Here is a 15,146-nt window from a genome sequence, read left to right on the forward strand (position 1 = left end):
CTATTCAACGTTAAATATCCAAGTTCTTCACATAGTGTGCGTGCGACTGGATAAAGTCACGACGTGGTTCTACCTGGTCTCCCATCAAAATGTCAAAGACCTCATCTGCTTCGATCGCGTCCTGCAACTCGACGCGGAGCATTTGACGACCACTTGGATCCATCGTCGTTTCCCAAAGTTGCTCTGGATCCATCTCACCGAGACCTTTGTAACGCTGAATGTCGTATCGTGCATTTTCCGGAAGTGCTGCCAATGCTTCGTTCAGCTCACGTTCGTTGTGGACGTACGTGATGTTTTTCCCTTGTTTGATGCCGTAGAGCGGCGGCTGGGCGATATAGACATACCCGTGCTCGACAAGCGGACGCATGTAGCGGTAGAAGAATGTCAGCAACAGTGTCCGAATGTGGGCACCATCGACATCGGCATCGGTCATGATGATGACTTTATGATACCGTGCCTTCTCGATGTTGAATTCAGAACCGATGCTTGTCCCAAGTGCTGTGATGATCGTCCGGATCTCATTGCTGCCGAGAATTTTATCAAGACGTGCTTTTTCGACGTTCAAGATTTTACCCCGGATCGGTAAGATCGCTTGGAAGTGACGGTCACGGCCTGATTTGGCTGAACCACCGGCCGAGTCACCCTCAACGATGTAGATTTCAGAAATCGTTGCATCGCGTGACGAACAGTCGGCAAGCTTCCCTGGAAGTGAACTGACTTCGAGAACCCCTTTACGTCGTGTCAATTCGCGGGCACGTTTTGCGGCCATCCGGGCACGCGACGCCATCATACCCTTTTCAACGATCGCACGGGCACTTGTCGGATTTTCCATCATGAACTGTTCAAACGCAGACGAGAACAACGTATCCGTTGCCGTCCGGGCATCCGAGTTACCGAGTTTCGTTTTCGTTTGTCCTTCAAACTGTGGATTCGGGTGTTTGATCGAAACGATCGCCGTCATCCCTTCGCGGACATCTTCTCCGGACAACGTGCCGTCCGCCTCTTTCATCAGACCAAACTTCTTCGCATAATCGTTGATGACACGGGTCAACGCGGTTTTAAAACCGGTTTCGTGTGTTCCACCTTCATGCGTCGGGATGTTGTTCGTGAACGAGTAGATGTTGGCTGCGAATCCGTCATTGTACTGCAACGCGACTTCGACTTCGATGCCGTCGCGGTTACCATGCACATAAACCGGTTCTTCGTGAACGACTTCTTTCGAACGGTTTAAATGTTCGACGTATGATTTGATTCCGCCTTCGTAATGGAAATTGCGTGTAATCGGCTCATCTGCCCGATCATCCGTAATTTCAATCGTTAATCCTTTATTTAAGAATGCCAGCTCACGTAAACGTGTTGCGAGCAGATCGTAATCGTATTCGAGTGTTTCCTGGAAAATTTCATCATCCGGGAAGAAACGAATCATCGTTCCTGTCTCTTCTGACGTTCCGATGACTGCTAAGTCTGCGGCTGGAACACCGCGGTGGTACGCTTGGTAATACAGTTTTTCATTCCGTTTGACGAAGACTTCGAGTTTCGTCGAGAGCGCATTAACAACGGATGCCCCAACACCGTGCAGACCGCCGGATACTTTATATCCGCCGCCGCCGAACTTACCGCCGGCATGAAGCACGGTCAAGATGACCTCAACTGCCGGACGTCCCATCTTCTCTTGGATATCGACCGGGATTCCCCGACCGTTATCTTCGACCAGAATCGAATTGCCTGGTTCAATCGTCACTTTGATTGTGTCGCAATACCCTGCGAGTGCTTCATCGATCGAGTTATCGACGATTTCCCACACTAAGTGGTGAAGCCCCTTCGATGCAGTCGATCCGATATACATACCTGGACGTTTCCGAACGGCTTCTAGACCTTCAAGCACCTGAATCTGATCGGCACCGTACCCTTGTTCTAATTCCATATCTTCATGATTACTCATCGGTTTTCTCACCTACTATTTCTTTGTATGATGTCTCTTCCAAAATGACGGCCCCCTGTTTCACGTGGAACAATTTCGCCTGTTTGATCGTTTCATGTGCGATTCCGTCAACGCTTGTCGTCGTCAGAATGGTCTGCACTTTTTGTTGCATCGTATCGAGCAAATGGGTTTGACGATGATCATCGAGCTCGGATAAGACATCGTCTAGAAGTAATAACGGATATTCCCCTACTTCTTCATGAATCAATTCGATTTCTGCTAACTTCAAAGAGAGTGCCGCCGTCCGCTGCTGTCCTTGCGAACCGTAAGTCTGGACATTCCGTCCGTTGACTTCCATTTCAAAGTCATCGCGATGGGGTCCAAACAACGTCACACCTCTTCGGATTTCATTCTCTTTTATTTTACCAAACTTCTGCGTATAAGAAGCAGTCATTCCTTCGACATCAAGCAAATCATTGCTGAATGTATCAGAACGATAAATCAGGACGAGCTTTTCTTGTCCGCGACTGATTCCTTCATGAATCGGCCGTGCCCACTTTTCAAGCTGGGCGATGAAGTGATGACGCCGCTGAACGATTTTAACGGCTAGCGTAATCATCTGCTCCGTCAACACATCGAGAAAAGTCTCATCCCCGCCTTTCATCGACAACTGCTTCAATAAGGCATTACGTTGCTTGAGGACTTTCAGATACTGACTCAATTCATGTAGATAGACCGGGCTGACCTGACCAATTTCCATATCCAAAAAACGACGTCTGATTTGAGGACTGCCTTTGACGATGTGCAAATCCTCCGGTGCAAACAATACGATGTTCAAGGCACCGACGTAATCACTGAGCCGGCGTTGTTCGAGATGATTCAACTTCGCTTTTTTGCCGCGGCTTGAAATCGTGATCTCCTGCGAATGGTCTCCCCTTCGTTTATGGACCCGTCCTTCGACACGCGCTGCCTCGGCATCCCACTGGATCAATTCTTTGTCGTGCGTCGTCCTGTGGGATTTCGCCAGTGCCAGCACGTAGATCGCCTCAAGCAGATTCGTTTTCCCTTGCGCATTTTCACCAATCAAAACATTCGTCTTTTCCGAAAAAGATAATTCTAACGACTCATAGTTGCGATAGTGACTGAGTCGGACCGAATCCAGTCGCACGTTAGTTGCCCTCGTTCTTAATGATGAATTGACCGTAATCTTCTACGTCAATGACATCTCCATCCCGTAGTTTACGACCACGTCGCTGATCGACTTCACCGTTGACGAGAATGGGCACCTCAGCGAGAAATGGTTTAGCTTGTCCACCGCTCGAGATGATATCAGAAAGTTTCAGGAACTGACCTAATGTGACGTATTCTGTTGAAATCTTGATTTGATTCATGGTTTGACTCCTCCTACCTACATATTATAAATGACGTACTCTTTATTGTACTAAAAAACTCACGATTTAGCAAAATGAACGAACGTATATACGGATTTCAAAAAAAGCCCAAGGAACACGAACGGTTCCTTGGGTGCACATCATGCCGTTCGAACCGGCAGGATCAGCTGTAAAACGTTATCTTGATCAACAGGATGTAAAATGAACGGTCGGATCGAACCCGTGAACTGGATTTCGATATCCGTCGCATCCAGGGCTTTTAAGGCATCCATCATATATTTCGAGTTAAACGAAATTTTCAGCTCTTCGCCTTCAAGCGATAAGATGCTGACTTGCTCAGATACTTTACCGACTTCCGGTGAATGAGACGAGATTTCGACAGCCGTCGTTCCTTCTGCTGCGAACTTGATGACGTTGTTACGGTCTTCCCGTGCAAGCAACGACGCACGATCAATCGCCTGAAGCAATTCCTTGGCATTCATGCGCACCGCTGTCCGGTATTCTTCCGGAATCAGACGTGACGTATCCGGATAGTTGCCGTCAAGCAGACGCGAGAAGAACAAGACGTGTTTCATCTTAAACAGAATCTGTTGATTCGTAATCGTGATGTCGACATGACCGTCGCTAAGTAGTTTGGATAATTCATTTAAGCTTTTCCCCGGAACGATGACATTTTGGAATGAGATCTCGTTGTCCGTCTCGAACTGGGCGCGTCGTAACGCCAGTCGGTGACTGTCCGTCGAGACACATGTCAGGATATCTTTGTCTGCCGAGAAGTTAACCCCTGTCAGAACAGGACGTGTTTCCTGGACGGCGACGGCAAAACTCGTTTGACGAATCATTGACCGTAACAGATCAGCCGGTAAACGGAACTGTTGTCCACCGTCGACTTGCGGCAGGCGCGGGAACTCATCCGGATCAAGTCCGTTGAGATGGAATTCAGCGGTACCGGATTGAATCCGTGTCATGAAATTCGGTGAGACTTCTAAGATGACTTCATCTGTGGGTAACTTTTTCACGATGTCTCCAAAGAAGCGAGCATTTAAGACGACACTTCCTGCACGGTGGACCGTGACGTACGATGTACCGTTCTCTTCCGCATAGATAGTCCGTTCGATTGAGATTTCTGTATCACTACCAGTGAGCGTCATGCCGTCTCCATGGGCCTCGAGTTTAATTCCTGTCAGAATCGGAATCGTCGTTCGGGATGAGACTGCTTTTGCTACATCTTGAATTGCTTGGATTAAAGTATCACGTTGAATTGTAATATGCATATTGTCGTTAAGCTCCTCTCAAAATGGGCGTTACACCATCATAACATAATAATATATTTTTTTAATAATAGTATTAGGGGCTGTGGATAGTGTGGATAAGTCGGTGGATAACTTGGTATAGAGCCAAAACGCGTGTGGATAACTTGTGGATAACTAACCTCTTTTATCCACAGCTTATCCACAGGATTCAGGAATGTTTCAATTCGTGCTTGATTTGCTCGATGACTTTTCCTGTTTCCCCGTCTGATTTGACAAGTGTACTGATTTTTTCATGTGCATGGATGACGGTTGTGTGATCACGTCCCCCAAATTCCTCGCCAATCTTCGGTAACGAGCTTTCCGTCATCTCCCGTGACAGGTACATCGCGATTTGACGGGGGAAAGCAATCGATTTTGTCCGTTTTTTAGCTTTTAAATCATCAAACGGCAGATTAAAGTGTTTGCTGACCGATTCCTGAATATCACGGATCGTGACTTTCCGGGGTTCGCTCGCCGGCATGATGTTGTGCAACGCTTCAGCAGCGACATTCGGATCAATCGTCCGTCCGACGAGGTTCGCATAGGCGATGACACGTGTTAAAGCCCCTTCGAGTTCGCGGATGTTCGTATCAATCTGACTGGCGATGTAAAGCATGACTTCATTTGAGACATCCAGCTGCTCGGCATTGGCTTTTTTCCGGAGAATCGCAATCCGGGTCTCAAGATCCGGTGGTGTGATGTCCGTGATCAGTCCCCATTCGAAGCGGGAACGTAACCGGTCCTCAAGTGTCGGGATTTCCTTAGGTGGGCGGTCGCTCGAGATGATGATTTGTTTCTGATCGTTGTGGAGCGCATTAAAGGTGTGGAAAAACTCTTCTTGTGTCTGCTCTTTTCCGGCCAGGAACTGAATATCATCTATTAATAGAACATCGATGTTTCGATACTTGTTCCGAAACTCGACCGTCTTGTTGTCACGGATCGAATTGATGAAGTCATTCGTAAAGCGTTCAGACGAGACATATGCAATGCGTGTACCAAGGTTTTGATCTTGAACATACTGACCGATCGCATGCATCAGATGTGTTTTGCCAAGCCCCACTCCACCATAGATAAAGAGGGGATTGTATGCTTTCGCCGGTGCTTCCGCCACAGCCAATGAAGCAGCGTGAGCAAATCGGTTTCCGGATCCGATGACAAACGTATCAAACGTATACTTGGCATTTAACTGTCCCAGTTCACTCATGACGAGTTCATCCGTCGGTTTGCGTGTCTTTTGGACATTCGGTTTCGGAGCGACTTCGATTACTTCCTCATTTTGACGATCGAGCATATGTTTAGCTTGACCTTCCTCGATGAATTGAATATCAAGCCGGCTTCCCGTCACTTCTTCGACGGTATCTTCTAGTAAAGATAAGTATTGACGTTCGAGCCAAGTGACCGTGAAGGCGGCTGGTGCAGAGACGATCAACGTCGTTCCGTTCAGCGTGACACCTTCCGTAGACTTTAACCACATGTCGTAACTGGCTTTTGGGGTACGTTGCTCTTCCTCAATTACAGATAATACATTGTGCCAAAGTTCGGCAGCGTTTTTCATAAATACCCCCCTTTTTCTATCATGATATAAAAAACTATACACAGGCTTATGCACAGGACAAAGTTAATGAAGGAACACGACTTATCCCCAGAACATAAAAACTGTGGATAACGTTATCCACAGGGGTTGATTTCTGTGTATAAAGTTATCCACAGGGTGTGTATAACTTGAAGAATCAATTTGTCTTGCGTTCTTGTTATGCACAATTAGTGTATCAAATGAAATGAGGTCTGGCAATGGTTAGAATGATTTATCCACAAGTAAAGCGACATATACACAGGCAGTTACCCACAGGGTGTGGATAGTGTGGATAAACTGTGGATAAGATGTGTATAACTTTTCTAAAGAGGAAGCGTCCAAAAAAGTTATGCACAAAACGACAAGAAGAGGTCTTAAGAAAATCCAAAAACAGACCTTGACGTTGATTTTAAAAAATACTATTGTAGACAAAGTGATAAGTTATCCACGGAAAGTGTGGATAGTGTGGATAAGTCTGTGGATAGTTTAAAGAGGAGTGGTTTCGATCCATTCTGTCAAACAAACCATATTGTATGATATGAAACAGACCCACTGATTCTATTTTCACGATTCATGCTGCAATAGGATGAAAATGCGCATGATAAATCTTCTGAACTTTCATTGACAAGGTCACTTTTGATTTATATAATGTACAAGACTGCCTTAAAGTAGAAAACGATGATTTTTATAGAGTATTTTTTAAAGGAGGTGCAGACTAATGAAACCAACTTTCAACCCAAACAACCGTAAGCGCAAAAAAGTTCACGGATTCCGTGCGCGCATGGCAACGAAGAGTGGCCGCCGGATCTTGGCTGCTCGCCGTCTTAAAGGCCGCAAAGCCTTGACTGTATAATCGAGCGATGATGAGATCACTTCTGGCGATGCCTGGAGTGATCTTTTTTTGTTGTTTTGAGGATGTTCGTCCTTTTGTCACAAGACGACTCTCGCAGAGCGGGTTTATTCTATGATATGATGAAAGACGACGAATTTTCGTGATGTCAGGATGGAGTGTGATCAAGGTGAAGAAGGAATACCGCGTCAAGAAAGACAAGGAGTTCCAAGCGGTGTTTACTCGAGGAGCCTCTGTCGCAAATCGGCAATTTGTCGTATATGCACTAAAGAAAGAGCAGCAGACTCACTTTCGGATTGGTTTATCGGTGAGTAAGAAAATCGGGAACGCCGTTGTCCGCAACCAAGTCAAACGGTACATTCGTGAAGCGTGTCAGCTTCATGAAGCATCGCTTGCCCCGAATTATGATTTTGTGATCATCGCGCGCAATCCGGCTGCGAAGATGACGGCTCAAGAAGTCGCAGACAGTTTGCGCCATGTCTTCAAACGTTCTGGTGTCTGGAAGCGACAAGTTAAATAAACGTGTAGTATATCCTGTTGATTTGTAGCGGCCGCTCGCCTACTTCTATCATATAGAAATACGAGTACCGACCACGTGTAAACATTACTAGGAGGAATTATGAACAAGAGAACTAAGATTTGGCTGACGCTTGGGCTGATGTCCGTACTCGCAATCGTTCTATCTGGTTGTACCCCTGGAACATACGGGACAGGTGAACCGATTACTGCTGATACAGAAGGTTTCTGGAAACATTACTTTGTTTGGCCGATGGCTTGGTTGATCGGAAAAATCGCGGAATACTTTAATGGGGATTACGGGATTGCGATCGTCATCACAACCTTGATCGTCCGAATGGTGATCTTACCGTTGATGATCAAGCAAACGAAGAGTATGGGTGGTATGCAAGTCATCCAGCCGGAAATGATGAAGCTTCGTGAGAAATATAGTTCGAAAGATCAAGAAACACAGCAAAAACTGCAACAAGAGATGATGAAGTTGTACCAAGAGCACAACGTCAATCCGCTTGCCGGCTGTTTACCGATCTTGATTCAAATGCCGATCTTGATTGCCTTCTACAACGCAATCATCTATACACCGGCTATTTTCCAACACTCGTTCCTCTGGTTCGACCTCGGAAAACCGGATCCGTTGTTCATCTTACCGATTTTGTCGGCAATCTTTACGTACCTGCAACAGAAAATCTCGATGGCAGGTCAAGACGACAATCCACAGATGAAAATCATGCTGTACGTCTTCCCGATCATGATCTTCGTCATGGGTGTGACATTACCATCTGCCTTGTCATTGTACTGGGTCGTAGGTTACATCTTCTCGATCATCGTGACGATCGTCATCATGAAACCGATGCGTGAGAAGATCAAATTACAGACTGAAGCAACGATTGCTTCAAAACGTGAAAAAGAAGCGGCTCAAGCAGCTCCTGCTCCGAAAAAGCCGAAAAAGAAACGTTAATCACAAATGAGGGCGATACTCCGTTTTTACAGAGTGTCGCTCTTTTTCTTTTGCGCTATTTCGTGTATAGTTGTCACGTTATACCCATTTATATATTCCTGAACATTAACTATAGAAAAGATTGCAGAAAACGAGGTGTGAACAACAGATGATGGAATTTGATACGATAGCCGCAATTTCGACGCCGATGGGCGAAGGAGCGATTGCAATCGTTCGTTTATCCGGTCCAAAAGCGGTCGCAACGGCGGATCGTGTTTACCGTGGTGCCAACCGATTAACCGATGTCCCGACGCATACGATTCATTACGGCAAGTTAGTGGAGCAGACGACAGAACAGGTCGTCGACGAAGTCATGGTCAGCGTCATGCGGGCGCCGAAAACCTTTACGCGGGAAGATGTCGTCGAACTGAATTGTCACGGCGGAATCGTCGCCGTCAATCGGGTGCTCGAACTGATTCTCGAACAACCGGACGTCCGACTCGCCGAACCGGGAGAATTTACGAAACGCGCTTTCTTGAACGGGCGGATCGACTTATCCCAGGCCGAGGCCGTGATGGACTTGATCCGGGCGAAAACCGACCGGGCGATGACGGTTGCCGTCGGTCAAATCGAAGGACGGTTGTCAAAACTGGTCCAAGATTTACGGGAACAATTGTTGCAGACGATTGCTTCGATTGAAGTCAACATTGACTACCCGGAATATGATGCAGAAGAGATGACCCAACAAATCGTTCAGAAAGACGCCGGCGAAGTCCGACGCATTTTAACGGAACTTCTGGCGACGGCCCGACAAGGGAAAATCCTGCGCGAAGGCTTGTCGACAGCGATCATCGGGCGTCCGAACGTCGGAAAATCGTCTTTGCTCAACACATTGGTGCAAGAAGCAAAAGCGATCGTCACCGATATCGCCGGGACGACACGTGATACGATTGAAGAATACGTCAATGTCCGTGGTGTCCCGCTGAAATTAATTGATACGGCGGGGATCCGGGAAACCGAAGACATCGTCGAACGGATGGGTGTCGAAAAGTCGCGTCAGGCGCTTAACTCAGCGGACTTGATTTTACTGGTTTTAAACGGAAACGATGCATTGACGGAAGAAGATGTCTTGTTATTCGAAGCGATTCGGGGCATGAACGCCATCATCATCGTCAATAAAAGTGATTTACCGCAACAGATTGATCTCGAGCGCGTCACTCAGTTGGCGGATGACCGTCCAATCGTCACGACGTCCCTGCTCGAAGAAGCGGGAGTCATGGATCTTGAAGCGGCCATCGCCGCGCTCTTCTTTGAACAAGGAGTCGAAGGTCAGGACATGACGTACGTCTCGAATGCCCGTCACATCCAATTGATCAAACAGGCGAGTCAGATGATTGAAGATGCACTCGGTGCGGCGGAAGCGTCGATGCCGATTGATATGGTCCAGATCGACTTACGCCGGGCGTGGGATACACTCGGTGAAATTAATGGAGATACAGCGCAAGACAGTTTGCTCGATAAATTGTTCTCGCAATTTTGTTTAGGGAAATAAACGTTGTCAGGTTGTTGATTTTTAAAAGGAGGAACCACAGTTATGGCTTATCAAGCAGGCGAATTCGATGTCATCGTCATCGGAGCCGGTCATGCGGGGATTGAAGCATCCCTCGCAGCCGCTCGTATGGGTTCAAAAACCGTCATGTTGACGATGAATCCGGACATGGTCGGATTCATGTATTGTAATCCGTCAATCGGCGGTCCGGCAAAAGGGATCGTCGTCCGGGAAATTGATGCTCTCGGCGGAGAAATGGCACGGGCGATTGACGCCACGTACATTCAAATGAAAATGCTCAACACATCAAAAGGTCCAGCCGTTCGTGCACTTCGGGCACAGGCGGATAAATTCGAATATCAAAACCGGATGAAAAAAGCCCTCGAAGATGAACCGAATCTGTTACTGCGCCAAGCTCTCGTCGAACGATTGTTGATCGAAGACGACACGTGTGTCGGCGTCGTGACGAATACAGGAGCCGAGTACCGGGCAAAAGCGGTCATCATCACGACCGGCACATTCATGCGCGGGAAAATCATCATCGGTGAGTTGTCGTATGAGAGCGGTCCGAACAATCAGATGCCATCGGTCAACTTGTCGAAACATCTGGAAGAACTGGGCTTCGAACTGGCTCGTTTCAAAACCGGTACACCACCGCGGATTGACGGGAAAACAATCGATTATTCGAAAACGGAAATCCAACCGGGTGATGCTGTCGCATTACCGTTCAGTCATGAAACGACACAGATGATTACGGAACAGATTCCATGCTGGTTGACGTATACGACCGAATATACGCACCAGTTGATCGATGCGAATCTCCATCGTTCCCCGATGTTCTCCGGGATGATCAAAGGAACGGGTCCCCGTTACTGCCCGTCGATCGAAGACAAGGTCGTCCGGTTCAGTGATAAACCCCGTCACCAGATTTTCCTGGAGCCGGAAGGTCGTGACACGGAAGAAGTCTACGTCCAAGGCCTCTCGACGAGTCTGCCGGAAGATGTCCAACATGATATTTTACGGTCGATTCCAGGGCTTGAGAAATCAGAGATGATGCGTCCCGGTTATGCGATCGAATATGATGCGGTCGTCCCGACACAACTCTGGCCGACACTTGAGACGAAGCGGATTGCCGGATTGTTTACAGCCGGACAAATCAACGGCACAAGCGGTTATGAAGAAGCGGCCGGACAAGGGATCATGGCCGGTATCAATGCCGCACTCAAAGTTCAGGAAAAAGAACCACTCATCCTGTCGCGTTCACAAGGTTATATCGGCGTCATGATCGATGATCTCGTGACAAAAGGAACAAATGAGCCGTACCGTCTGTTGACGTCACGTGCCGAATACCGGTTGTTGTTGCGTCACGACAATGCCGATTTACGTCTATCCGACATCGGACATGAACTGGGTCTGATCAATGAGACACGTCATGCGAAATTAGCCGAGAAAAAAGACGAGATCAAGCGGGAAATGAAACGACTTGAAAAAGTCGTCATCAAAGCGACGAGTGAGGTCAACGAACAGTTGACGGCAATCGGTGTTTCCCCGTTAAAAGAGGCGTTACACGCCATCACGCTGCTCAAACGTCCTGAAATCACGTATGCGATGATTGCCGAGATGACACCGGCACCGGTCGCGCTTTCTCCGGAGGCAGCGGAACAGGTCGAAATCCAAGTCAAATATGCCGGTTACATCGACAAACAGCTTGATCAAGTCGAACGGATGATGCGGATGGAGAAAAAACGGATCCCGGAACGTCTCGATTATGATGTCATCAGTGGTCTTGCGATTGAAGCGAAACAAAAACTAAACCAAGTGCGTCCGCTCTCGATTGGACAAGCATCACGAATCTCAGGGGTCAACCCGTCTGATATCTCGATTTTGCTCGTCTATATCGAACAAGGCCAATACGCATTGACTGCGGAGTGAAGAGAATGAATCAACAGCAATTCGTAACAGCATTGGCGGAACAAGGTCTCGAAGTCTCGGAGCATCAATTGCAACAGTTCCGACGGTATTATGAACTACTCGTCGAATGGAACGAAAAAATGAATTTGACGGCGATCACGGATGAGGAAGGCGTTTATTTAAAACACTTTTACGATTCGATCACAGCGGCGTTCTACTTTGACTTCACGCAAGTCGAAACGGTCTGTGATGTCGGCGCCGGTGCAGGTTTCCCGAGTCTGCCGATCAAAATCATGTTCCCGCATCTGAAAGTCACGATCATCGATTCACTGAATAAACGGATCGGCTTCTTGAACATGCTCGCGACGGAACTTGAACTCGAAGGAGTCGCCTTCCATCATGGTCGGGCGGAAGAATTCGGGAAAAATAAACAGTTCCGGGAACATTTTGATGTCGTGACGGCCCGTGCGGTCGCCCGGATGTCGGTGCTTGCGGAGTACTGTCTGCCTCTTGCCAAAGTCGGCGGTCAATTCGTAGCCTTAAAAGCCGCGAAACTGGGCGAAGAGCTCGAAGAAGGGGCAACAGCCCTGAAAGTGTTAGGTGGGAATTTGCGGGAAAGTTTCCAATTCGAATTGCCAGGTGAGGAAAGTGAGCGTAATATCGTTATTGTCGATAAAAAACGATTAACACCCGGGAAATATCCGCGTAAAGCAGGTACACCGGCGAAAGATCCACTAGGTTAAACACCGTTTCACGTGAAACGATGACTGATGAAGGCGAGGTACACCAACGTGAAGAATGCAATTGCCAAACTGCTCGGTAAGGGAGGACAAACCGCTGCCCTTAAGCTGGATCCACAAGACACTGTCCGCGAGTTGAAATTAACGGAACTGGTGGCAAACCAGTTCCAGCCGCGGACCGTTTTTGACGGGGAGCGGATTACTGAACTAGCGACCACGATCGAAGAACATGGTTTACTGCAACCGATTGTCGTCCGAAAACAAGGCGAAGGGTACGAAATCATCGCCGGCGAACGCCGTTTTCGGGCTGTACAATCGCTCGGATGGGATACGATTCCCGCCATCATTAAACAGATGACGGACGAGACGACGGCTGCCCTCGCACTCATCGAAAATCTGCAACGTGAAGAGCTGACGCCGATCGAAGAAGCGGAAGCGTATGCCCGATTGCTGGCGATGCAAGAAATTACCCAGGAAGTGCTGGCGCGCCGACTCGGACGGAGTCAGTCGACGATCGCGAATAAGCTCCGCTTACTCCGGTTGCCGGACACGGTCCGGGAAGCCCTCAAGCAACGCCAGATTACGGAACGGCATGCCCGCGCCCTTCTGCCGTTAAAAGAAACCGACTTACAGACTCAGGTCTTAAGCGAAATCATCGAACGGGAATGGAACGTCAAGGAAACGGAACAACGGGTCGAACGTCTGTTGACGCCGAAAGTTCCGAAAAAACGTCATAAAAGTTTTGCCCGGGACACGCGGATTGCCTTAAATACAATTCGTGATTCCGTTGATATGATCGAACGGACCGGTTTGACGGTCGAAAAAGAAGAACTGGATTGCGAAGAATATGTCGAGGTGCGGATCCGCATCGTGAAGGCACGTCCGTAACGAGCGGTCGTGCCTTCCGCTACGTTTAGGAGAGATTACGTATGAATGAAATACCAATTGGAGCCATTCGGCCCAATCCCGGACAGCCGCGCAAGCAATTTCACGAAAAGGCGTTGGCGGAATTGTCCAACTCCTTGAAACGACACGGGATGATCCAACCGATTGTCGTCCGTCCACGCGAAGGGTTTTACGAAATCGTTGCCGGCGAGCGACGGTATCAAGCAGCGAAGCAGGCCGGATTTTCACGTGTCCCCGTCCTGATCATCGAAGCGAATGAAACCCGTGTCATGGAACTGGCGTTGATTGAAAACATTCAGCGCGCCGATTTGAGTGCGATTGAAGAAGCGATGGCGTACGCTGAGATGCTCAAAGAGTTTAACGTCACGCAGGCGGAACTGGCGAATCGGGTCGGGAAAAGCCGGTCCCATATCACGAACAGTCTCCGCTTGTTGCAGTTGCCGGTTGATGTCCAGCAAGCCGTCATGGAAGAACGGTTATCGATGGGACATGCCCGTGCCTTGTTGGCCTTAAAAAATCCGCTGAAAATCGAACGGATGGCCGAACGGGTCATGCGGGAAAATTGGACGGTTCGCCGCCTCGAACAGGAATTGCGGGAGAAGAAACAGGCACGACCTGTTGCGGTGAAACCGACAGAGTTGGATTTCATCGAGGAAGCTTTACGGGACCGGATCGGGGCGACGGTTCGGATCAAAACGACGAAGCAGGCCGGGAAACTGGAGATTGATTTCATCGATGAAGACGATTTGAACCGGATTCTCGAACTGTTGCTGCCGGAAGAACACGAATAAAAGGATCCACTCCGTACCAATGCGGAGTGGATCCTTTTGATTGAACGTACGTCAGGATCGTCGGACAGATGAGTCGATCAAATCGAGCGTGGTGTGAAGGAAATCGTGGTACGGGTCGTCTCGGCGGACAGCTTGGTGTCGAGTAAGGCAAAACTGTCGGCGACCAATTCCGCCAATTCATAGACGAGGTGCAGTCGTGTATTTTGTAAAATCATCATTTCCATGAAACCACTGACGTTGACGACGGCCTTGATATTAAAATCACCGACGGCCGGCAGTTCTTTTTGGACACCGGCACCCGGTGCAAGCGGACCTTCGGAGAAGAAGACGTGCCCGACACTCGACAATCGACCGAGGCAGGCATCGATCGCGATGACAAGCGGACGATAGTGTGTCGTCTGAATCGAATGGATGGTCTCTGCCAGATTCAACGCGTGGACCGGTTTGGCCAGTGTTCCGTAGACATGCATGTTCGACGGACGGTTTTTTTCCAAAAAGGTCCCGACGAGTGGACCAAGCGAATCACCGGTCGAGCGGTCGGAGCCGATGCAAACAAGTACGACGGGACGGTTGTCTTTCATCGCACTGACCTGCTCATGTAGTTGTTCCGCGAGTCGTTCTTTGGCAAACGGTTCGGTATATTCTAAAAAGAAGGAATAGGGCTTTTTTTCATGGGAATGGAACCGAAAATTCATCGAGATCATCCTTTCTTCTCCTGGTGTCAGCGTCTTGGTGTCATGGTGAGAGTGAAGGCGTTCTGTAATGATTT

14 protein-coding genes are annotated in these 15,146 nt (G+C 48.4%); 8 read left to right on the forward strand and 6 right to left on the reverse strand.

Annotation, left to right across the window (positions count from 1 at the left end; translation table 11 throughout):
• Positions 1 to 10 precede the first annotated feature (10 nt).
• The 5 genes from gyrB to dnaA all read right to left on the reverse strand — a co-directional run bounded on the left by gyrB (position 11) and on the right by dnaA (position 6,159).
• On the reverse strand, positions 11 to 1,924 hold the full coding sequence (gene gyrB, locus P397_RS0101085) for a DNA topoisomerase (ATP-hydrolyzing) subunit B (protein WP_200869452.1): 1,914 nt from the start codon (positions 1,922 to 1,924) through the stop codon (positions 11 to 13).
• A 10-nt stretch (positions 1,925 to 1,934) separates the two neighbouring features.
• Complete coding sequence (recF, locus tag P397_RS0101090; RefSeq protein WP_026831583.1) at positions 1,935 to 3,089, reverse strand: DNA replication/repair protein RecF; 1,155 nt, start codon at positions 3,087 to 3,089, stop codon at positions 1,935 to 1,937.
• Position 3,090: 1 nt separating this feature from the next.
• Positions 3,091 to 3,312, reverse strand: a complete 222-nt coding sequence (gene yaaA / locus P397_RS0101095) for a S4 domain-containing protein YaaA (protein WP_012368917.1) — start codon at positions 3,310 to 3,312, stop codon at positions 3,091 to 3,093.
• A gap of 140 nt (positions 3,313 to 3,452) precedes the next feature.
• Positions 3,453 to 4,586, reverse strand: coding sequence for a DNA polymerase III subunit beta (gene dnaN, locus P397_RS0101100; RefSeq protein WP_012368916.1), 1,134 nt, complete (start codon positions 4,584 to 4,586; stop codon positions 3,453 to 3,455).
• A 187-nt stretch (positions 4,587 to 4,773) separates the two neighbouring features.
• Positions 4,774 to 6,159, reverse strand: a complete 1,386-nt coding sequence (gene dnaA / locus P397_RS0101105; RefSeq protein WP_026831584.1) for a chromosomal replication initiator protein DnaA — start codon at positions 6,157 to 6,159, stop codon at positions 4,774 to 4,776.
• A 736-nt stretch (positions 6,160 to 6,895) separates the two neighbouring features.
• Here dnaA and rpmH point away from each other — a divergent pair.
• From rpmH to P397_RS0101145, 8 genes are all read left to right on the forward strand, one after another.
• Complete coding sequence (gene rpmH / locus P397_RS0101110; protein ID WP_012371910.1) at positions 6,896 to 7,030, forward strand: 50S ribosomal protein L34; 135 nt, start codon at positions 6,896 to 6,898, stop codon at positions 7,028 to 7,030.
• Positions 7,031 to 7,196: 166 nt separating this feature from the next.
• Positions 7,197 to 7,547, forward strand: coding sequence for a ribonuclease P protein component (gene rnpA, locus P397_RS0101115; RefSeq protein ID WP_026831585.1), 351 nt, complete (start codon positions 7,197 to 7,199; stop codon positions 7,545 to 7,547).
• A 99-nt stretch (positions 7,548 to 7,646) separates the two neighbouring features.
• Positions 7,647 to 8,501: a membrane protein insertase YidC gene (yidC, locus tag P397_RS0101120; RefSeq protein WP_026831586.1), complete on the forward strand. Its 855-nt coding sequence runs from the start codon at positions 7,647 to 7,649 to the stop codon at positions 8,499 to 8,501.
• Between the two features lie 151 nt (positions 8,502 to 8,652).
• On the forward strand, positions 8,653 to 10,032 hold the full coding sequence (gene mnmE, locus P397_RS0101125; protein ID WP_028105343.1) for a tRNA uridine-5-carboxymethylaminomethyl(34) synthesis GTPase MnmE: 1,380 nt from the start codon (positions 8,653 to 8,655) through the stop codon (positions 10,030 to 10,032).
• A 42-nt stretch (positions 10,033 to 10,074) separates the two neighbouring features.
• Positions 10,075 to 11,961: a tRNA uridine-5-carboxymethylaminomethyl(34) synthesis enzyme MnmG gene (gene mnmG / locus P397_RS0101130; protein ID WP_026831588.1), complete on the forward strand. Its 1,887-nt coding sequence runs from the start codon at positions 10,075 to 10,077 to the stop codon at positions 11,959 to 11,961.
• A 5-nt stretch (positions 11,962 to 11,966) separates the two neighbouring features.
• Positions 11,967 to 12,683: a 16S rRNA (guanine(527)-N(7))-methyltransferase RsmG gene (gene rsmG, locus P397_RS0101135; protein WP_028105344.1), complete on the forward strand. Its 717-nt coding sequence runs from the start codon at positions 11,967 to 11,969 to the stop codon at positions 12,681 to 12,683.
• A gap of 48 nt (positions 12,684 to 12,731) precedes the next feature.
• Positions 12,732 to 13,568, forward strand: a complete 837-nt coding sequence (noc, locus tag P397_RS0101140; RefSeq protein WP_028105345.1) for a nucleoid occlusion protein — start codon at positions 12,732 to 12,734, stop codon at positions 13,566 to 13,568.
• Between the two features lie 41 nt (positions 13,569 to 13,609).
• Positions 13,610 to 14,377 (forward strand): ParB/RepB/Spo0J family partition protein, encoded by a 768-nt coding sequence (locus P397_RS0101145; protein ID WP_026831591.1) that lies wholly within the window; start codon positions 13,610 to 13,612, stop codon positions 14,375 to 14,377.
• Between the two features lie 77 nt (positions 14,378 to 14,454).
• Here P397_RS0101145 and yyaC read toward each other — a convergent pair whose 3' ends face one another.
• A complete protein-coding gene (gene yyaC / locus P397_RS0101150; protein WP_035414299.1) occupies positions 14,455 to 15,072 on the reverse strand; it encodes a spore protease YyaC in 618 nt (205 codons plus the stop codon).
• Positions 15,073 to 15,146 lie beyond the last annotated feature (74 nt).

Source organism: Exiguobacterium undae DSM 14481 (genome assembly GCF_000620805.1).
Lineage (GTDB): Bacteria > Bacillota > Bacilli > Exiguobacteriales > Exiguobacteriaceae > Exiguobacterium_A > Exiguobacterium_A undae.